General features: G+C 69.0%; 16 protein-coding genes. 8 read left to right on the top strand and 8 right to left on the bottom strand.

Translation table 11 applies throughout. From position 1 onward, the window contains the following. Position 1 precedes the first annotated feature (1 nt). Entirely contained in the window at positions 2 to 1,402 is a 1,401-nt protein-coding gene (locus MRBLMX7_RS11125; protein WP_363368487.1) for an NAD-dependent malic enzyme, read from the bottom strand. A 139-nt stretch (positions 1,403 to 1,541) separates the two neighbouring features. Between MRBLMX7_RS11125 and MRBLMX7_RS11120 the strand changes: the two genes are divergently transcribed. Continuing rightward, positions 1,542 to 2,309 carry an IclR family transcriptional regulator gene (locus tag MRBLMX7_RS11120; protein WP_363368485.1) on the top strand — a complete coding sequence of 256 codons (768 nt, stop codon included), beginning with the start codon at positions 1,542 to 1,544 and terminating at the stop codon, positions 2,307 to 2,309. A 262-nt stretch (positions 2,310 to 2,571) separates the two neighbouring features. After that, on the top strand, positions 2,572 to 3,168 hold the full coding sequence (locus MRBLMX7_RS11115; protein WP_363368482.1) for a class I SAM-dependent methyltransferase: 597 nt from the start codon (positions 2,572 to 2,574) through the stop codon (positions 3,166 to 3,168). Between the two features lie 181 nt (positions 3,169 to 3,349). Here the strand turns inward: MRBLMX7_RS11115 and aceE are convergent, their stop codons facing one another. Continuing rightward, the gene (aceE, locus tag MRBLMX7_RS11110; RefSeq protein ID WP_363370892.1) at positions 3,350 to 6,067 is read right to left on the bottom strand and encodes a pyruvate dehydrogenase (acetyl-transferring), homodimeric type; all 2,718 of its coding nucleotides are present in this window, start codon (positions 6,065 to 6,067) and stop codon (positions 3,350 to 3,352) included. A gap of 73 nt (positions 6,068 to 6,140) precedes the next feature. On the opposite strand from aceE, the gene MRBLMX7_RS11105 reads away from it, so the two are divergent. Beyond that, positions 6,141 to 6,890, top strand: coding sequence for an SDR family oxidoreductase (locus MRBLMX7_RS11105; protein WP_363368480.1), 750 nt, complete (start codon positions 6,141 to 6,143; stop codon positions 6,888 to 6,890). A gap of 224 nt (positions 6,891 to 7,114) precedes the next feature. On the opposite strand, the gene MRBLMX7_RS11100 is transcribed toward MRBLMX7_RS11105, so the two are convergent. The 6 genes from MRBLMX7_RS11100 to MRBLMX7_RS11075 all read right to left on the bottom strand — a co-directional run bounded on the left by MRBLMX7_RS11100 (position 7,115) and on the right by MRBLMX7_RS11075 (position 12,027). Next, entirely contained in the window at positions 7,115 to 8,617 is a 1,503-nt protein-coding gene (locus MRBLMX7_RS11100) for a nucleobase:cation symporter-2 family protein (RefSeq protein WP_363368477.1), read from the bottom strand. A 140-nt stretch (positions 8,618 to 8,757) separates the two neighbouring features. Beyond that, the gene (gene pucL / locus MRBLMX7_RS11095) at positions 8,758 to 9,651 is read right to left on the bottom strand and encodes a factor-independent urate hydroxylase (protein ID WP_363368475.1); all 894 of its coding nucleotides are present in this window, start codon (positions 9,649 to 9,651) and stop codon (positions 8,758 to 8,760) included. Positions 9,652 to 9,659: 8 nt separating this feature from the next. Continuing rightward, the gene (uraH, locus tag MRBLMX7_RS11090) at positions 9,660 to 10,001 is read right to left on the bottom strand and encodes a hydroxyisourate hydrolase (RefSeq protein WP_363368473.1); all 342 of its coding nucleotides are present in this window, start codon (positions 9,999 to 10,001) and stop codon (positions 9,660 to 9,662) included. Beyond that, positions 9,998 to 10,510 (bottom strand): 2-oxo-4-hydroxy-4-carboxy-5-ureidoimidazoline decarboxylase, encoded by a 513-nt coding sequence (gene uraD / locus MRBLMX7_RS11085; protein WP_363368471.1) that lies wholly within the window; start codon positions 10,508 to 10,510, stop codon positions 9,998 to 10,000. The genes uraH and uraD overlap by 4 nt, the downstream gene beginning before the upstream one ends. 147 nt (positions 10,511 to 10,657) lie before the next feature. Continuing rightward, positions 10,658 to 11,155, bottom strand: a complete 498-nt coding sequence (bcp, locus tag MRBLMX7_RS11080) for a thioredoxin-dependent thiol peroxidase (RefSeq protein ID WP_363368469.1) — start codon at positions 11,153 to 11,155, stop codon at positions 10,658 to 10,660. A gap of 17 nt (positions 11,156 to 11,172) precedes the next feature. Beyond that, on the bottom strand, positions 11,173 to 12,027 hold the full coding sequence (locus MRBLMX7_RS11075) for an HpcH/HpaI aldolase/citrate lyase family protein (protein WP_363368467.1): 855 nt from the start codon (positions 12,025 to 12,027) through the stop codon (positions 11,173 to 11,175). A gap of 218 nt (positions 12,028 to 12,245) precedes the next feature. Here MRBLMX7_RS11075 and MRBLMX7_RS11070 point away from each other — a divergent pair, with 218 nt between their 5' ends. From MRBLMX7_RS11070 to MRBLMX7_RS11050, 5 genes are all read left to right on the top strand, one after another. Continuing rightward, positions 12,246 to 13,778: an NCS1 family nucleobase:cation symporter-1 gene (locus tag MRBLMX7_RS11070; RefSeq protein ID WP_363368465.1), complete on the top strand. Its 1,533-nt coding sequence runs from the start codon at positions 12,246 to 12,248 to the stop codon at positions 13,776 to 13,778. Between the two features lie 11 nt (positions 13,779 to 13,789). Next, the gene (locus MRBLMX7_RS11065; protein ID WP_363368463.1) at positions 13,790 to 14,515 is read left to right on the top strand and encodes an aspartate/glutamate racemase family protein; all 726 of its coding nucleotides are present in this window, start codon (positions 13,790 to 13,792) and stop codon (positions 14,513 to 14,515) included. Positions 14,516 to 14,573: 58 nt separating this feature from the next. Further along, positions 14,574 to 15,968, top strand: coding sequence for an allantoinase AllB (allB, locus tag MRBLMX7_RS11060; protein ID WP_050723937.1), 1,395 nt, complete (start codon positions 14,574 to 14,576; stop codon positions 15,966 to 15,968). A gap of 245 nt (positions 15,969 to 16,213) precedes the next feature. After that, a complete protein-coding gene (locus MRBLMX7_RS11055; RefSeq protein WP_363368460.1) occupies positions 16,214 to 18,025 on the top strand; it encodes an AMP-dependent synthetase/ligase in 1,812 nt (603 codons plus the stop codon). A 38-nt stretch (positions 18,026 to 18,063) separates the two neighbouring features. Beyond that, complete coding sequence (locus MRBLMX7_RS11050; RefSeq protein WP_363368458.1) at positions 18,064 to 18,987, top strand: DUF1295 domain-containing protein; 924 nt, start codon at positions 18,064 to 18,066, stop codon at positions 18,985 to 18,987. Positions 18,988 to 18,994: the final 7 nt, after the last annotated feature.

The raw sequence follows: 18,994 nt of genomic DNA, 5'->3' as shown, positions 1-18,994 counted from the left end.
GTCACTCCTTGCTGCTGGCGGTGGTCTCTGCGACGCGGACGATCGCCTCGGCGACCGCGCCGGCCACCAGAGGATCGAACACGCTGGGGATGATGAAGCTCGCGTTGAGCTCGTCCTCGCTCACCCGCGACGCGATGGCCTCGGCAGCTGCGACCAGCATAGGCGCGGTGATGTCGGAGACGCCCGCGTCGAGCAGTCCGCGGAACACACCGGGGAACGCGAGGACGTTGTTGATCTGGTTGGGGAAGTCGCTGCGCCCGGTCGCGACCACGGCCGCGTGCTGCGCCGCGACGATCGGGTCGACCTCGGGGGTCGGGTTCGCCATCGCGAAGACGATCGCCTGATCGGCCATGGTCGCGATGTCGGCGCCGTCGAGGATGTTCGGGGCGCTCACGCCGATGAAGACGTCCGCGCCGACCAGCACCTCCTTGAGCGTGCCGGTCACGCCGCGCGGGTTCGTGGTGGCGGCGAGCTCGCGGCGGTGGGCGTCGGTGTACTCGGCATCCGCGTGGATCGCGCCGTCGCGACCGCAGGCCACGATGTCGCGCGCACCCTCGGCGAGGAGGAGCTGCACGATCGCATTGCCCGCGGCGCCGACGCCCGAGACGACGATGCGGACGTCCTCGATGGTCTTGCCGACCACGCGCAGGGCGTTGTGGAGCGCGGCGAGCGTCACGATCGCGGTGCCGTGCTGGTCATCGTGGAACACGGGGATGTCGAGCTCCTCGCGCAGCCGCGCCTCGATCTCGAAGCAGCGGGGCGCGGCGATGTCCTCGAGGTTGACGCCGCCATAGACCGGGGCGATGGCCTTGACGATCGAGACGATCTCGTCGGTGTCGGTGGTGTCGAGGCACACGGGCCAGGCGTCGACGTCGGCGAACTGCTTGAACAGCGCGGCCTTGCCCTCCATGACCGGCAGCGCGGCCTCGGGGCCGATGTCGCCGAGGCCGAGCACGGCGGTGCCGTCGGTCACGACCGCGATCGTGTTGCGCTTGACGGTGAGCTTGCGCGCCTTGCTCTTGTCCTCGGCGATCGCGAGGCACACGCGGGCCACTCCGGGGGTGTACGCGCGGGAGAGGTCGTCGCGGTTGCGGAGAGGCACGCGCGGCACGACCTCGAGCTTGCCGCCGAGGTGCATCAGGAAGGTGCGGTCGCTCAGGGCGCGGACCTCGACGCCATCCAGGGCGTCCACCGCGTCGCGGACGACGTCGGCGTGCTCGGCATCCGCGGTGTTGCAGGTGAGGTCGACGACGATCGAGGCCGGGTGCGACTCTACGACGTCGAGCGCCGTGACCGCGGCGCCGGCGGCGGCGGCCGCAGCGGCCAGCTCGCTCGTGACGCGGTGGTTCGAGGGGGCGTCGATCCGCAGGGTGATCGAGTTGCCGGGTCCGGGGTTCGCCATTGTTCCTCCGTTATTTCGTATCGTGGAGTCTATTATCTACTTTATGGAAAGATAGCGCAAGCGTGCCGGACACGACGTCGCAGATTATCGACAGCGACCTCTCGCATGATGGAATGATCGCGACCGAGGAGGGTTCCCCATGGCCGAGAGCAAGACCCCGAAGAGCAGCGCCGGCGGCGTGCAGTCCGTGGAGCGGGTGTTCGAGCTCCTCGAACTCGTGACCGACGCGGGCGGCGATGTCACGCTAAGCGAGCTGGCCGCATCGACCGACCTCCCGCTCCCCACGATCCACCGTCTGCTGCGCACGCTCGTCGCCCTCGGCTACGCGCGACAACTGCCCAACCGGCGCTACGCCCTCGGTCCGCGGCTCATCCGCATCGGCGAAGGCGCATCCCGGCAGTTCGGCGCCCTGGCGCGCCCCCAGCTCAAGCGCCTGGTCGACGAACTCGGCGAGAGCGCCAACATGGCCGTGCTCGACGGCGACATGGTCGTCTACGTCGCCCAGGTGCCCTCGCTGCACTCCATGCGGATGTTCACCGAGGTCGGCCGCCGCGCGCACCTTCACGACACCGGCGTCGGCAAGGCGATCCTCGCCCAGCTGCCCGACGAGACCGTGCGCGGCATCGTCAGCCGGGCAGGCATGCCGACGCCGACCGAGCACAGCATCGGCAACGTCGACGCCCTGCTCGCCGAGCTCGACGTGATCCGCGAGCGCGGCTACGCGATCGACGACCAGGAGCAGGAGATCGGCGTCCGCTGCTTCTCGATGGCGGTCCCCGGAGCCCCGACCCCGACCGCGGTGTCGGTCTCCGGTCCGGTGTCGCGCGTCGACGAGGCCTTCGGCACCCGCGCGGTGCCGCTGCTGCGCACCGCGGCCGCGGCCATCCGCGACGAGCTCGACGCGTAGCCGCGGCATCCTGGCGCGCCGCGCTGCGGCATCCCTCGCCCCTCCGGCATCCGTGCCCTCTATCGTTGCGAAGGAGTTCTCACGATCTGCAGGAGGAATCCTGAGGAACCCTCCTGCAGATCGTGAGATCTCCTGCAGAGCGGATGCAGCCTGCCCGGCGTCTGGGCTGCGCGTCTGCGCAGACCCGGGCGCCGTCACCCTCGCATGCTCGTCGGCTCGGCGAGGGTGGAATGCCGGAGTGCTTCCTGCAAGGATCGGACGAATGATCGAAGACCCGAGAGAGATGTGGGACCGAGAGGCAGAGACGTTCGATCAGGCCGCCGATCATGGTCTCCGAGATCCGGTTGTCCGCCGTGCGTGGGCCGATCTGCTACTCCCGTTGATCGGGAAGCCCGGCCGCCGCGTTGCAGACCTGGGGTGCGGCACAGGAACTCTGTCCACTCTTCTCGCGATAGAGGGGCAGCACCTCGTGCACGGAGTGGACTTTTCGACGGAGATGATCCGACGGGCGCGCGAGAAGGCAGCCAAGGTCGTACCGCGCCCGTCCTTCTCGGTGGCGGACGCTTCGGAGCCGCCGTTGCCTGAAGCTTCATTCGACATCGTTCTCTGTCGCCACGTCCTATGGGCTATGCCCGACCCCTCCGCGGCGCTGCAGAGATGGATCGCGTTGCTGGCTCCGGGCGGCGCGCTCGTCCTCGTTGAAGGCCTGTGGAGCAATGGTGTGGGCCTGAAGTCCTCCGACTGTGCTCGACTCGTCGGGAGTTTTCGGGCCGACGTTCAACTGCAGATACTGGACGACGACGTGTACTGGGGTGGCCGAACCGATGACGAGCGATACCTGATTCTCAGCGCGAGCTGAGTGCCCGGCATCCGGCCGCAAGCTCTCGAAGTCCTCAGACCCGCCTGGCATCCACCTGGCCTTCGCACCCACGCCCGCGCATGTTGCGAAGGAATTCTCACGTTCTGCAGGAGGGTTCTCGAGGAACCCTCCTGCAGATCGTGAGATCTCCTGCGGAGCGGATGCAGCCGATCGGATGCCGTTACTCGGCGTCCGACCCGCTCGCGCCGGCGTTCACGTCGTCGAGCCGGTACCTCTCGGCGGCCTGGGCTGGCACGGACGCATCGACCACACCGCGCGCGGCGAGCAGCTGCAGCGCCCGCACCGTGATCGACGGTCCGTCGATCTTGAAGAAGCGCCGCGCGGCGGCACGCGTGTCCGAGAAGCCGAAGCCGTCGGCCCCGAGCGTCGCCCAGTCGTTCGGCACGAACTGGCGGATCTGGTCGGGCAGGTCCTTGGCATAGTCGCTCACCGCGACGATCGGCCCCGCGGCCTCCGCGAGTTGCGAGACCAGGAACGGCGTCCGGGCTCCGCGCCCGAGGAACTCGTCCTCCTCCGCGGCGACCGCGTCACGGCGCAGCTCGGTCCACGAGGTGACCGACCACACGTCGGCGGTCACACCCCAGTCGTCGCGCAGCAGCGCCTGCGCCTCCAGCGCCCACATGACGCCGATGCCCGAGGCGAGCAGATGGGTCTGCGGGGAGTCGACCGCCGCGATGCGGTGGATGCCGCCGAGGATGCCGTCGACGTCGACTCCCTCGGGCTCCTTGGGCTGCACGATCGGCTCGTTGTAGACCATGAGGTTGTAGATGTGGTCGCGGTCGGTGGAGTCGGGGCCGTACATCCGCTCGATGCCTGCGCGCATGATGTGCCCGATCTCGTAGCCGAAGGCCGGGTCGTACGTGACAACCGCGGGGTTGGTCGCGGCGAGCAGCGGCGAGTGCCCGTCGGCGTGCTGCAGCCCCTCGCCGGTGAGCGTCGTACGTCCGGCCGTGGCGGAGATGAGGAACCCGCGGGTCATCTGATCGGCCGCCGCCCAGAGCGAGTCGCCAGTGCGCTGGAAGCCGAACATCGAGTAGAAGACGTACACCGGCACGAGCGGCACGCCGTGCGTGGCGTACGCGGTACCCGCCGCCGTGAAGGCTGCGATGGACCCGGCCTCGTTGATGCCGACGTGCAGGATCTGCCCCGACTCGCTCTCCTTGTACGACAGCACGATGTCACGGTCGACGGCCAGGTAGTTCTGCCCGTTGGGGTTGTAGATCTTCGCCGTGGGGAAGAACGCGTCCATGCCGAAGGTGCGTGCCTCGTCGGGGATGATCGGCACGATCCGCTTGCCGAACGCGGGATCGCGCATGAGGTCCTTGAGCACGCGCACGAACGCCATGGTCGTCGCCGCCTGCTGGGTGCCCGAGCCGCGCGCCGCGACCTCATAGGCCTTCGCGGCCGGCAGCTCGATCGCCTCGTGCGCGGGACGCCGCTCGGGCAGATAGCCGCCCAACGCCCGCCGGCGCTCCTGCAGGTAGCGGATCTCCTCCGAGTCCGCCCCCGGGTGGTAGTACGGCGGCAGATACGGATCGGCCTCGAGCTGCTCGTCCGTGACGGGCACGCCGAGGTGATCGCGGAAGTCCTTGAGGTCCTGCAGCGTGAGCTTCTTCATCTGGTGGGTCGCGTTGCGCGCCTCGAAGCGCTGCCCGAGACCGTAGCCCTTGACCGTCTTAACGAGGATCACGGTGGGCTTGCCGTTGCGCGCGAGCGACTGCTGATACGCCGCGAACACCTTGCGGTAGTCGTGGCCGCCGCGCTTCAGCCCCCAGATCTCGTCGTCGGCGAGCCCGTCGACGAGCGCGCGCGTGCGCGGATCGCGCCCGAAGAAGTTCTCCCGGATGAACCCTCCGGACTCCGCCTTGTACGTCTGGAAGTCGCCGTCGACGGTCGTGTTCATGATGTCGACCAGCGCGCCGTCCTGATCCCGCTCGAGCAGGTCGTCCCACTCGCGCCCCCAGATCACCTTGATGACGTTCCATCCCGCTCCGCGGAAGAAGCCCTCGAGCTCCTGGATGATCTTGCCGTTGCCGCGCACCGGGCCGTCGAGGCGCTGCAGGTTGCAGTTGACGACGAAGGTGAGGTTGTCGAGGCCGTCGTTCGCCGCGAGCTGCAGCAGGCCGCGCGACTCGGGCTCGTCCATCTCACCGTCGCCGAGGAAGGCCCACACGTGCTGGTCGGAGGTGTCCTTGAGCCCGCGGTCGTGCAGATAGCGGTTGGACTGCGCCTGGTAGATCGCGTTCATGGGGCCGATGCCCATCGACACGGTCGGGAACTCCCAGAACTCCGGCATGAGACGCGGATGCGGGTACGACGACAGCGCGTGACCCTCGCGGGACTTCTCCTGGCGGAACCCGTCGAGGTCCTCCTCGGACAGCCGCCCCTCGAGGAACGCCCGCGCGTACATGCCGGGTGAGGCGTGCCCCTGGAAGTAGATCTGGTCGCCGCCGCCCGGGTGGTGCTTGCCGCGGAAGAAGTGGTTGAAGCCGACCTCGTAGAGCGTCGCCGCTCCCGCGTACGTCGAGATGTGCCCGCCGACGCCGATGCCCGGGCGCTGCGCACGGTGCACCATGACGGCCGCGTTCCACCGCATCCATGCGCGGTAGCGTCGCTCGAGCTTCTCGTCGCCCGGGTACTCCGGTTCGTCGGCCGCGGCGATCGTGTTGACGTAGTCGGTGGTCGCGAGGGGCTCCTGACGGATGCCGGCGCGGTCGACCAGGGTGCGGACGATGTGCTCGCCGCGCTCGGGCCCTCGGTGCCCGATGAGGGCGTCGAGGGATTCCAGCCACTCGGACGTCTCCTCGGGGTCGAGGTCGACGGGCTGGTCGGCGAGCGAGGCTGTGGTCGCCGCGGTGGCGGCGGCACGATTGTCGATCACGGTTGTCTCTTTCTTGTTAGATGGAGGGCACCGCCGCCGACGTTCGGGCGGCGACGACGAAGGGGCGGGAATGGGCGACGCGCGGATCGCAGTGGTGACGGGAGCAGGATCGGGGATCGGCCGGGCGGTGACGCGGGCACTGCTCGACGACGGATTCCTGGTCGCGCTGGCGGGGCGTCGCGAGGATGCGCTGCGGGAGACCGCGTCCGAGCATCCGCACGCGCTCGTGGTGCCGACCGACGTGACCGTGCCCGCCGAGGTCGATGCGCTGTTCGCACGGGTCGTGGAGACCTGGGGGCGCGTCGACGTGCTGTTCAACAACGCGGGGGCCTTCGGCCCGACAGCCTCTGCCGCGGACATCGACGTCGCGGACTGGGAGCGCACGATGGCGGTCAACGTCACGGGCGCGATGCTGTGCGCCGGCGCCGCGATGCGCGCGATGATCGCACAGCAGCCGAGCGGCGGGCGGATCATCAACAACGGATCGATCTCGGCGCAGGTCCCCCGCCCGAGCTCGGTCGCCTACGCGGTGAGCAAGCACGCCGTGACGGGCCTGACGCGCGCGATCGACCTCGACGGACGTCCGCACGGGATCACGTGCGGGCAGATCGACATCGGCAACGCCCGCACCGAGATCATGACCGACATCGGCGTCGGCTCCGGCGCGTTGCAGGCGGACGGCACGCGACGGGTGGAGCCCACGTTCGATGTCGCGGATGCGGCCAGAGCGGTGCTGTTGATGGCGCGGTTGCCAGCGGAGGCGAACATCGCGAACCTCACGGTCACGGCATCGGGGATGCCGTACGGAGGGCGCGGCTGAGGGAACGAGTCCACCGGGCATCGCAGACCTCCTCGTGACGGGCGCAGCGTCGGGTGCGCAGGGTTCGGGGCGGGCTCGGTGCGTCAGTGGACGAGCCCGCCCCACGGAACGGCAGGCTTCCGGGCCACCGTACCTCTGATTCCGCATAACGGAATAATACTTTCACTAGACGTAACCAGTCTGCGGAGCGGCGCAAGGCTTTGTCAAGCCTCACGCCGCGCGCGCTACGCCTTCGTCGCCGGTTCGTCGACCACCGCGACGGCGTGCCCGTCGGCATCCACCAGTCGTCCCTGCTCATAGCGGTCGCCCTCGCGGAGCACGCGGATCACATCCGTGCGCACCGCCCGCACCGGGCTCGCCGCGAACACCGAGGGGTTCTCGGGGATGCCCTTGCTGAAGTGGTTGAACACGAGGTTCAGGGTGATCGCCATGATCGCCGCCGAGCTGATGCCCGAGCCGAAGATGACCTGGAACCAGGTCGGGAAGGCCGAGTAGATGTCGTGGTTCACCTCGGGGAGCACGCCGAACGACAGGGATGCCGCGACGATGATGAGGTTCATGTTGCCGTCGTACTTCACCTTGGCGAGAGTGCGGATGCCGGAGGCCGTCACGGTGCCGAACAGCACGAGACCCGCGCCGCCGAGCACCGCGGTCGGCACCGCCGCCACGACGCGCCCCAGCACCGGCAGCAGCCCGAGGATGATCAGGATGACGCCGCCCGCGGCCACCGCATAGCGGCTCTTGATCTTCGTGACCGCCACCAGGCCGACGTTCTGCGCGAAGGCGCTCTGCGTGAACGAGTTGAAGATCGGCGAGATCGCGCTCGAGACCATGTCGGCGCGCAGGCCGGCGGCGATCCGCTTGCGGTCGACCTTCGAGCCGGTGATCTCGGCGACCGCGATGATGTCGGCCGTGGTCTCGGTGAGGATCACCAGCACGACGATCGTCATGGAGATGATGGCCGCGACGTCGAACACGGGCGGGCCGAACGCGAAGGGCATCGGGAAGGCGAAGATCGGCCCCTCGAAGACGCGGGAGAAGTCCGCACGGCCGATCAGGGCGGCGAACACCGTGCCGACCACCATGGCGATGAGGATCGAGAGGCGCGAGATCGTCGAGTTGCCGAGCTTGCTGAGCAGCATGATCACCAGGAGCGTGAAGCCCGCGATGCCGACGAACACCGGGTCGGCGTAGTCCGGCGCCTCGGGGTTGGACCCCGTGATCCAGCGCGCCGCCACGGGGACGAGCGAGAGTCCGATCATCGTGATCACGGTGCCGGTGACCACAGGGGGGAAGAACCGCACGATCTGCGCGAAGAACGGAGCGATCACCAGGCCGATGAGCGAGGCGACGATCACCGCCCCGAACACCGCGGGGAGGCCGCTGCCCTGATTGACGATCGCGAGCATGGTCGCGACGCCCGCGAAGGACACGCCCTGCACGAGCGGCAGCTGCGAGCCGAAGAACGGGATGCCGAGCGTCTGGAGGAGCGTCGCGAGTCCGCCCATGAACAGGCAGGCGGCGACGAGCACCCCCACCTCGGTCGGGGTGAGGCCGGCGGCTGCGCCGATGATGAGCGGCGGGGCGATGATCCCGCCATACATGGTCAGGACGTGCTGGAGCCCGAACGTGAAGGCGGTGCCGACGCCGAGGCGCTCGTCCTCGGGCCTGGTCGACACGGCCGTGCTCCGGGTCTTGCGGGTGGTCTTGGTACGTGCAGCGGACATCTGATGGACCTCCTCGTCCGGGGTCGCCGACGGCGGTCGCCGACGACGCAGTGCTGTGCGTGCAGAGATGTCAGGGAGGGATGGGGAAGGTGCGGGGCGGGCACGATGGGGGCCGAGCCCGCCCCGCGGTCTGGGGCCGGTCAGCAGAAGCCGGCGATGCCGTTCCACGCCGGGTTCTCGGCATCCGCTCCCTCGCGGAGGAACGACGCCTCGATCAGCCCGTACGGCCGGTCGGCGGCGTAGAACACCTCGTTCGGGTTCTCCAACCCGAACGGCGACAGGTCGACGACGAAGTGGTGCTTGTTCGGCGTGGAGAAGCGGATCTCATCGATCTCGGGATGCGCATCGAGCACGGCCTGCGCCATGTCGTGCAGCGTGTTCTGCAACGCGTGCGAGTAGTTCGCGGTGAACGCCTCCAGCAGGAGGCGGCGGACGTCGGCGAACACGGCGGTGAAGTCGATGTCGGTGCGGTTGTACAGCCAGCGCGCCGTGACCGAGGTCGCGAGGATGCGGTCAGTGGTCTCGGCGAGCGTCGTGTACTTGTCCTTCGGGTAGCCGACGAAGCCGCTCTCGGTGGACTTCAGCACCACGAGGTCCTGCAGCCCCGCGATCACGGCGGTCGTGTCGCCGTCGATCGTCACGACCGCCGTGCGCGTCTCCGTGCCTCCGCGCACGAAGGAGTGGTCGTGTCCTCGGCCGTCGGCGACGATGCGCTCCCAGCTGTACTGCTCGGCCTCCCAGCGCCCGCCGGTGACCCAGTCGAACTCGGACGTGAAGTGCGCTCCCAGTCGCAGCAGGAACTCCTCGGGGCTTCCGATGCCGTCCTTCGCGAACGCGAACACGGTGTTCTTCTGGGTGTCGGTCGCGACGACGTTGGCGTTGTCGCCCTCGACGTGCGCGGCGGTGAAGTCGCCCGTGAGCTGCGAGGTGACGTTGAGGTCCTCGATCTCGTGGCGGGCGGTGTCGCGGGTGACGCGCACCACGCGGACCTCGGCCTTGCCGTACTGGTTCTTTCCCAGGACGATGTTGCTCATTTCAGTACTCAGCTTCCTCGGTAAGTGGAATAGGCGAACGGACTGAGCAGGAGGGGCACGTGGTAGTGCTCCTGCCCGGCGTCGACCAGGAAGGTCAGCACCACCTCCGGGAAGAAGGAGTCCGTGTCGATGCCGGCGAAGTAGGCCGCCGTGTCGAACCGGAGGCGGTACGCACCGCTCTCCAGCCGCGCGGGGCCGAGCTCTTTCACCCGCCCGTCAGCATCGGTGAGGCCCGAACCGATCCCGACCCATCCGTCGCCGACTCGGGCCTCGAGTTCGACGGCGACGCCGGGCGCCGGGCGCCCGATCGATGTGTCCAGGATGTGGGTGGTCACGTGGGAGACGCTCATGGGCGTGCTCCTTCCTTGTCTTCGTGCTCGATGGCGCCCTCGAGGCGCAGCGCGGCGATCTCCCGCAGCTGCTGGTCGACGACCGCGAGCTCCTCGTCGAGGTCGTTGCCGAGGCGCTGGTGCAGCAGGGCGAGGATGGCGTCGGCCGTGCGACCGGCGGCGCGCACGAGGAAGACGCGGTCGAACCGGCGCTCATAGGCGCGGTTTCCCTCGGCGAGGGCGGCGGCGGCCGAGGCGTCGACCCCGGACTGCTCCCGACGGGCGAGCGCGGCTGATGCGTCGTCGCCCGTCGGGCGTTCGCCGATGCGCGGATGATGCGCGAGAGCGGCGTCGATCTCGGCCTCGGTCAGCGGCTGCGCGGCTGAGAGCACGGCCGCGCGCAGCGCGTCCACCGAGGGATACGGTCTGGCGTCGACGATCTCGTCGGACCAGCGGGGGACATCCAGTGCAGTCCTCACGACGTCGACAGCGACCTCGCGAGTGCAGGAGTTGAACTCCTCGAGCAACATCTTCGATCCTTGAAGACATGCTGGCATCCGGCGCGTAAGGCTATACGGATCCTCGCACTGCGAGGCACTGACTTCCGTATGCCGGAACTGTTATTTCAGCATGCGTAAGAAGTCTGCGCGATGCGTCCGGTGGTTGTCAAGCGTAATTCACCGATCGATTCCGAGCGACTCCCGAAGACGGGCGACGTGACCCTGTGGGACGACGTCGTACTCCGCGTCACGGACGCGTCCCTCGCCGTCGATGACGAACGTCGAACGACGCACGCCCTCGATCCGCACGCCGCCGACATCCTTGAGGCCCCACGCGCCGTACGCACGGGCGACCTCGCCGTCAGCATCCGACAGCAGAGGGAACGTCAGCCCCTCCGCCTCAGCGAACGCCTGCAGCGCCTCCACGGGGTCGGGTGAGACGCCCAGCACGTCGAAGCCAGCGGCCGCGAGCGACGACAGGCTGTCGCGGAAGTCGCAGGCCTCGGTCGTGCAACCGGGAGTGGACGCTCGCGGATAGAAGTACACGACGACCCCGCGGCCGCGGCGATCGGCGAGGGAGACCCGATGCCCGTCGGCGTCGGGGAGGTCGATGGCGGGCGCGAGGTCGCCCGGGGTCAGATGTGCGTTCACGGAGTTCTCCTGTCGGTCGGTCATACGGAAAGGGGGTCGGGTCAGCGGGCCGTGACCGTGACCTGGAAGGCCTCGGCGAGGTGCATGATCTTGCGCGCCCGCCCGAGACGCGGCAGGTCGCTGCCGTCGCGCACGATGCGCCCGCGGGCGTCGAAGTCGGCGAGGAAGGAGTGCGCCCAGTCGACATCCGTTCGCGTCGGGCTGATCACCTCGTTGACGACGGGAGCCTGGTCGGCCGACAGGCACAGCTTGCCCGTCATGCCCATCGACACCGTGATCGCGGACTGCTCCCGCAGCACCGGATGGCTCGTGCCCACGGTCGGTCCGTCGATCGGGCCGGGCAGGTCGCCGCATCGACTGGAGACGACCAGGCGCGCGCGGGGATACGCCATCGCCTCGCGGTCGGCCGACATCCCGGTGTCCCGTCGGAAGTCCCCGCTGCCGAAGGCGAGGCGGAAGGCTCCTTCCGCGCGCGCGATCTCGGTCGCGCTCTCGATGCCGACCGCGGACTCGACCAGAGCGACCACGGGAGCGCGTCCGCCCAGGCGGTGGAACGTGTCGGTGACCTGTGCGCCCGCCTCCGTCTTGGCGAGCATGACCCCGCGCAGACCGGGCGCTGCGCGCAGCACCTCGAGGTCGGCGCTCCAGTGCTCGCTCGTGACGTCGTTCACGCGCACCCAGGCCTCTCCGCCGGAGTGCAGCCAGCGTGCGACGTCCTCACGCGCCTCGTCCTTGCGGCTCGCGTCCACCGCGTCCTCGATGTCGAGCACGACGGCATCCGCCGAGGAAGATGCCGCCTCGTCGAAGGTGTCGGGGCGGGTGGCCGCGACGAGGAGCCAGGATCGCGCGAGGTCGGGCGACACGGAGCGGACCGGGCTGAGCGTTGATGAAGTCATACTTTTTCCATTCTATGGAAGTCAGATTCTGTAGTTCGAAAAGTCTAAACCTGCGGCGCGAAAGCCCGCCACGGCGGAGAATCAGACCGGGCGCACCGAGATTCCGGTTGACACGCAATCTCTGACGTGCTGTGATCTCTACAGGTGAAATCCATATTTCACATCATGAAATCTTTTTGAGATGCTTCCCGACGGCGTCGTCGGGGAATGGGGTTCAGATGTCCACCGAAGAATTCGTCCATGTTCCGAGCCGCGCATCCGAAGGCCTCGAGGGCCCTGCACCCTCCGGGGTGTTCGCCGTGCAGAAGGGGCTGAGTCCGCGTCTGTACAACAGCGACCTCGCCCCCACGACGAGGGAGGGACGGCACTGGAGCGCGTACAGCATCTTCGCCCTCTGGGCGAACGACGTGCACAGCCTCGGCAACTACGTCTGGGCGATCGGTCTCTTCTCGCTCGGCATGAGCGGCGGTGCCATCCTCGGCTCCCTCGCCTTCGGCGCACTCTTCCTGTTCCTCCTCCTGACGCTCTCGGGCTTCATGGGAGAGAAGACCGGCGTGCCGTTCCCCGTCATGAGCCGCATCACCTTCGGCATCCACGGAGCCCAGATCCCCGCCCTGCTGCGCGGCGGCGTCGCGATCGCGTGGTTCGGCATCCAGACCTACCTCGCCTCGCAGGTGCTGCAGGTCGTCATCATCGCCCTCGCCCCCGGTGCGACCGCGCTGCAGCAGGGCTCGTTCCTGGGCCTGTCGGCGCTGGGATGGATCACCTTCCTCGCCCTGTGGGTCGTGCAGTCGGTCATCGTCAGCTACGGCATGGAGATGATCCGCAAGTACGAGGCGTTCGCCGGCCCGGTGATCCTCACCACCTTCGTCTCCCTCGCCGTGTGGGTGCTCGTGCAGGCCGACTTCCAGATCTCCTGGACCAACGACACCCCGCTCGAGGGCGGCGAGCTGTGGCTGCACATGCTCGGAGGCGCTTCCGCCTGGGTCGCGATCTACGGCACCTTCGTGCTGAACTTCTGCGACTTCACCCGCGGTGCACGCTCGAAGAAGTCGATCGTGAAGGGCAACTTCTGGGGCATCCCGATCAACATGCTCTTCTTCGGCCTGGTCGTGGTCGTGCTCGCCGGCGGGTCCTTCACGATCAACGGCGTCGCGATCGGCTCGCCCGCCGACGTGGTCGCCGCCACCCCTAACACCCTCCTGCTCGTGCTCGCCTCCCTCGCACTCATCGTGCTCACGATCGCGGTAAACCTCATGGCGAACTTCGTCGCGCCGACCTACGCGCTCACAAACCTGTTCCCGAAGCACCTGAACTTCCGCAGGGCCGCGCTGATCTCCGCGGTGATCGGGCTCGTCATCCTGCCGTGGAACATGTACAACTCCCCCATCGTGATCGGCATCTTCCTGAACGGCCTCGGCGCACTGCTCGGTCCGCTGTTCGGCATCATCATGGTCGACTACTGGCTCGTGAAGAAGCAGCGCATCAACGTCCCCGATCTCTACTCCGAGCACCACAACGGCGAGTACCACTACACCCGCGGCTTCAACCCACGGGCCATCTTCGCCCTCGTCATCGCCGGAGCGATCGCCCTGCTGCTGACGTTCGTCCCCGCGTTCCAGGTGGTGAGCCAGTTCTCCTGGTTCCTCGCCGCGGGACTCGGAGCCCTGACGTACAGCCTGCTCGCCGACCGCAGCGGCCCCTTCCACGATGTCGACGGCGCCGAGATCGCCGTCACGCCCACCCACTGAACGGAGACGACATGCGCATCCTCGTCGCCAACGTCAACACCACCGAGAGCATGACCGAGGGGATCGCCGCGGCCGCCCGCGCCGTCGCCTCCCCCGGCACCGAGATCGTCGGCATCACGCCCGCCTTCGGAGCCGAATCGTGCGAGGGCAACTTCGAGAGCTACCTCGCAGCGATCGCCGTGATGGACGCGATCACCCGCTACGAGGGCGAGTACGACGCCGTCATCCAGGCGGGCTACGGCGAGCACGGCCGCGAAGGCCTGCAGGAGCTCCTCACCGTGCCGGTCGTCGACATCACCGAGGCCGCCGCCTCGACCGCGATGCACCTCGGGCGCTCGTACTCGGTCGTCACGACACTCGACCGCACCGTGCCCCTCATCGAGGATCGGCTGATCCTCGGCGGGCTGCACGACCGGTGCGCCTCCGTCCGCTCCTCGGGGCTCGGCGTGCTCGAGCTCGAGTCCGACCCTGAGCGCGCGATCAAGGCGATCGTCGCCGAGGCGCAGATCGCCGTCGAGCAGGACCGGGCGGAGGTCATCGTGCTCGGATGCGGCGGCATGGCCGAGCTCAAGGATCGTGTCGTCGAGCGCTGCGGCGTCCCCGTGGTCGACGGGGTGCAGGCGGCCGTCGCGGTCGCCGAGGGCCTGGTGAACCTCGGACTGACCACGTCGAAGGTCCGCACCTACGCGCCGCCGCGCCCGAAGCGCGTCACCGGCTTCCCCTCGCTCGCCCGCTGAGCGCAGAATCCATACAGAGAAAGACCGCCGGCTCCCGACCGGCAGAAGGGAGTGCGCCATGTCGCACGATTCCGTCGAGCACGAGGCCGGAACGGTGTCGCTCGATCCGACAGGAGAGCGCTACGACCTCGTCATCCGCGGCGAGCGCGTCCTGACCACGGCCGGCATCCGCCCCCGCGAGGTCGGCGTCCGCGACGGCGTGATCGTCGCGATGCAGCCCCTCGGCAACAACCTCGACGGCGACGAGGTGATCGACCTCGCCGCCGACGAGACGCTCATCCCCGGACTCGTCGACACGCACGTGCACGTCAACGAGCCCGGCCGCACCGAATGGGAGGGCTTCGCCTCGGCGACCCGCGCCGCCGCTGCCGGAGGCGTCACGACGATCGTCGATATGCCGCTCAACAGCATCCCGCCCACGATCAGCGTCGAGGCGCTGAACATCAAGCGCGAGGCCGCGCAGGGGCAGACCCACGTCGACGTCGGCTTCTGGGGCGGTGCGGTGCCGGGCAACACGGCCGACCTGCGTCCGCTGCACGACGCCGGGGTGTTCGGCTTCAAGTGCTTCCTGCTGCACTCGGGCGTCGACGAGTTCCCGCCCCTCGACGCCGACGAGATGGAGGTCGACATGCGCGAGCTGACGACGTTCGACTCCGTCATGATCGTGCACGCCGAGGACTCCCGCGCGATCGACCGGGCGCCTCAGCCCGACGGCGACGACTATGGCAAGTTCCTCGCCTCCCGCCCGCGCGGCGCCGAGAACCTCGCGATCGCCGAGGTGATCGAGCGTGCCCGGTGGACGGGGTCGCGCGCCCACATCCTGCACCTGTCGTCGTCGGATGCGCTGCCCATGCTCCGCTCCGCCAAGCAGGACGGGCTGAAGCTCACGGTCGAGACGTGCCCGCACTACCTGACCCTCACCGCCGAGGAGATCCCGCTGGGCGCGACGCAGTTCAAGTGCTGCCCGCCGATCCGCGAGGCCGGCAACCGGGAGCTGCTGTGGGAGGGGCTGGAGGACGGCACGATCGACTTCATCGTGTCGGACCACTCCCCCTCGACGCTCGACCTCAAGGACCTCGAGAACGGCGACTTCGCGGTGGCGTGGGGCGGCGTAGCATCGCTGCAGCTCGGCCTCTCGCTGATCTGGACCGAGGCGCGGCAGCGCGGTCTCGCCCTCGAGACGGTCGTGTCGTGGATGAGCGACCGTCCGGCGCAGTTCGCCGGACTCACCGGCAAGGGTCGCATCGCGCCCGGCTACGACGCCGACTTCTCGGTGTTCGCCGCCGACGACGCCTACGTCGTCGACGTGAACAAGCTGCACCACAAGAACCCGCTCACGCCGTACCACGGCAAGGCTCTCGCCGGCGTGGTGCGCCGCACCTACCTGCACGGCGAGGTCATCGACAGCGAGACCCCGCGGGGTCGTCTGCTGCGCCGCGGCATGACCGACTGAGGCACCGGTCGGTCGCTCCGCTTCAGCCCGGGATCCGGTCAACCGCTCCGAATCCGGATGCCGCCGCGTGCGGCATCCGGATCTCGGGTGGTTGACCGGATCTGAGGCGTGCTCCCTGCCAGGGCTCGCGCGCGGCATCCGGAATACTGATCACATCCGATCCCCGATCGGCTCCGAACACGTGTCGAGGGTCAGTTTCGCGCGCCCTCGGTTGACACCGCTCTCATGACCGACAAGGAGCCGCGATGATCGAGACGACGACCCCGCCGCTGGCCGCGCTCGACGGCTATCGCAACGTCACCGACCTCCTGGTCGCGCGAGAGAGCGCCGCCCCCGATCACGTCGCCTTCGAGGTGGAGGATGCCGGAACCTGGCGTCCCGTCACGACCCGCGCCTTCGCCGACGAGGTGCGCGCGCTCGCCAAGGGCTTCATCGCCCGCGGCGTGCAGGTGGGAGACCCGATCGCGATCATGGCGCCGACGCGCTATGAGTGGGCGGTCGCCGACCTCGCCGCGTGGTTCGCGGGAGCCGTCGTCGTGCCGATCTACGAGACGTCCTCCCCGTCGCAGGTCGACGCGATCGTGGCGGACGCGGGCGTGCGTCTCGCGATCGGCGGCACCACCGAGCACGCCGCTCTCCTCCAGGACGCCTTCGCGCATGCCGCCGGCGACGCACTCGGCGTATGGACCATGGATGCCGCGGCACCCGGCTCCCTCGCCGACCTGGTCGCTCAGGGCGCCGAGGTCTCGGACGACGAGCTCGAGGCCCGCAGGGCATCTGCCACCCAGGACGATCCCGCGACCATCGTCTACACCTCCGGCACGACCGGCGAACCGAAGGGCGTGGTGCTCACGCACCGCAATTTCCTCGGCCAGGTGCTGAACATCGCCGCCGCGTACCGCGACATCGTGCGGGAGGACGGCAACACCGTGATCTTCCTGCCGCTCGCGCACGTGCTGGCGCGCGGGCTGCAGCTGATCTGCCTCGCGAGCGGCATGCGGATCGCGCACCTGGCGGACCCGTCGACCGTCGTCGCGACCCTCGACACCCTGCGTCCCACCTTCCTCGTCGTGGTGCCCCGGGTACTCCAGAAGATCCAGGCCGCAGCCGCCGAGAAGGCCGCGGACAAGGGACTCACCCGGGTGTGGGAACACGCCGTGTCGACCGCGATCGCCTGGGGACGCCGGGCGGAGCGGATCGAGCGTGACGGCCGCGCCCCGAAGGACTTCGGCCTGGCCCTGCGTCACCGCTTCTTCGACGCGCTCTTCTACCGACGTCTGCGCGCGGTCATGGGCGGACGCGTCGGATACATCCTGTCGGGCGGCGCAGCGCTCGACGCCGATGTGTCCCTGTTCTTCCGCGGCATGGGCGTCCCCGTGATCGAGGGCTACGGTCTCACCGAGACGACAGCGCCGCTGACCGGCAACCTGCCCGGACGCATCACCTCCGGTACGGTCGGACCTCCCCTGCCTGGACTCACCGTGCGCATCGGCGAGGGCGGCGAGGTGCTCGCGCGCGGCGTCGGGGTGTTCCGCGGCTACCGCGACCCTGCGCACGACGCGGCCGCGTTCGTCGACGGGTTCTTCCGCACGGGCGACCTCGGACGCCTCGACGACCGCGGCAACCTGATCCTCGAGGGCCGGGTCAAGGACGTGATCGTGACGTCGAACGGCAAGACGATCGTGCCCACGCGGTGGGAGAGCGCGGTCGAGGCCGATCCGCTCGTCTCGCACGCCGTGATGGTGGGCGAGGGAAAGCCGTACCTCTCGGCTCTTCTCGTGCTGGATCCCGAGCAGGCGGCCTCGGTGTCGGGCGCGGGCTCGTCGTCCGCCGGCGGGACCGACATCCACGAGGTCGACGACCCCGCGCTCCGGGAGCACCTCCAGCGCGTCGTCGATGCCGCCAATGCACTTGTGGCCCGCAGCGAGCAGGTGCGGCGCTTCACCGTGATCCTCGCCGATCTCGAGGACCGCGGGCTGGTGACCCCGACCATGAAGCTGAAGCGGAGCGTGGTGCTGGACCGCGCCTCCGACGCCGTCGCCGCCCTGTACGCCTGATCCCCACTCCTGAGTCCCCGAGAATCGAGAAGAGCACCATGTCGTCTCCCGCCCCCACGAAGCCTCGTTCGTCGCGCACCACGGTCGTCGCGATCGTGGTCGCCCTCGTCATCGGCGCGCTCGTCGCGCTCGCGGGCAGTCAGGGCGGCGCGACGCTCGGCGGCATCCCGCTGTTCACGCTCGCGGTCGCCGCCGCTTTCGCGATCCAGGTGCTCGCCTTCATCCCCGCGGCGATCTTCCGCACCGAGCGGTTCTTCGACCTCACCGGCAGTCTCACGTTCATCGTGATCTCCGTGGCGCTCGTCCTGCTCGCCCCGCACGCCGGCACCCTCAGCTGGGTCCTCGCCGCGATGGTGGTCGTGTGGGCCGCCCGCCTCGGGACGTTCCTGGCGCGACGCGTGCACCGGGCGGGTTCCGACGGACGCTTCGACGAGATCAAGGCATCGCCGCTGCGCTTCCTGCAGACATGGGTGATCCAGGGCGCCTGGGTATCGCTCACCGCGGCGGCGGCATGGATCGCGATCGGTGCGGATGCCGAGGAGCGGGCGCCGCTCGGATGGCTGAGTATCGTCGGCGTGGTCGTGTGGGCCGTGGGCCTGGTGATCGAGATCGTCGCCGACGCGCAGAAGTCCCGATTCCGTGCGGACCCCCGCAACAAGGACGAGTTCATCCGCACCGGGCTGTGGTCGCGTTCACGGCATCCCAACTACTTCGGCGAGATCGTCGTCTGGGTCGGGGTCTTCGTCACGGCGGCCCCCACGCTCGTCGGGTGGCAGTGGATCGCCGTGCTGTCGCCCCTGTTCGTGATCCTGCTGCTCACGCGGGTGAGCGGCATCCCGCTGCTCGAGGCGCGCGCCGAGAAGAAGTGGGGCGACCGTGCGGACTACGCCGCCTACCGCGACAGCACGCCCGTGCTCATCCCGCGCCTCACGGCGCCGGCGGCGAAGACGACCACGGCCTGACGGCCAG

The organism is Microbacterium sp. LMX7-1.2, assembly GCF_040675935.1.
Taxonomy (GTDB): domain Bacteria; phylum Actinomycetota; class Actinomycetes; order Actinomycetales; family Microbacteriaceae; genus Microbacterium.
The sequence above is the reverse complement of the archived record's forward strand: the minus strand, read 5'-3'. Positions and strand labels throughout refer to the sequence as shown.

Coding starts and splice junctions, on each gene's coding strand:
- MRBLMX7_RS11115 (WP_363368482.1), top strand. CDS start 2,572: ATGATCGAAGACCCGAGAGAGATGTGGGACCGAGAGGCAGAGACGTTC.
- MRBLMX7_RS11105 (WP_363368480.1), top strand. CDS start 6,141: ATGGGCGACGCGCGGATCGCAGTGGTGACGGGAGCAGGATCGGGGATC.
- MRBLMX7_RS11120 (WP_363368485.1), top strand. CDS start 1,542: ATGGCCGAGAGCAAGACCCCGAAGAGCAGCGCCGGCGGCGTGCAGTCC.
- MRBLMX7_RS11070 (WP_363368465.1), top strand. CDS start 12,246: ATGTCCACCGAAGAATTCGTCCATGTTCCGAGCCGCGCATCCGAAGGC.
- MRBLMX7_RS11065 (WP_363368463.1), top strand. CDS start 13,790: ATGCGCATCCTCGTCGCCAACGTCAACACCACCGAGAGCATGACCGAG.
- MRBLMX7_RS11100 (WP_363368477.1), bottom strand. CDS start 8,617: ATGTCCGCTGCACGTACCAAGACCACCCGCAAGACCCGGAGCACGGCC.
- MRBLMX7_RS11055 (WP_363368460.1), top strand. CDS start 16,214: ATGATCGAGACGACGACCCCGCCGCTGGCCGCGCTCGACGGCTATCGC.
- MRBLMX7_RS11075 (WP_363368467.1), bottom strand. CDS start 12,027: ATGACTTCATCAACGCTCAGCCCGGTCCGCTCCGTGTCGCCCGACCTC.
- allB (WP_050723937.1), top strand. CDS start 14,574: ATGTCGCACGATTCCGTCGAGCACGAGGCCGGAACGGTGTCGCTCGAT.
- uraD (WP_363368471.1), bottom strand. CDS start 10,510: ATGTTGCTCGAGGAGTTCAACTCCTGCACTCGCGAGGTCGCTGTCGAC.
- MRBLMX7_RS11125 (WP_363368487.1), bottom strand. CDS start 1,402: ATGGCGAACCCCGGACCCGGCAACTCGATCACCCTGCGGATCGACGCC.
- bcp (WP_363368469.1), bottom strand. CDS start 11,155: ATGACCGACCGACAGGAGAACTCCGTGAACGCACATCTGACCCCGGGC.
- uraH (WP_363368473.1), bottom strand. CDS start 10,001: ATGAGCGTCTCCCACGTGACCACCCACATCCTGGACACATCGATCGGG.
- pucL (WP_363368475.1), bottom strand. CDS start 9,651: ATGAGCAACATCGTCCTGGGAAAGAACCAGTACGGCAAGGCCGAGGTC.
- MRBLMX7_RS11050 (WP_363368458.1), top strand. CDS start 18,064: ATGTCGTCTCCCGCCCCCACGAAGCCTCGTTCGTCGCGCACCACGGTC.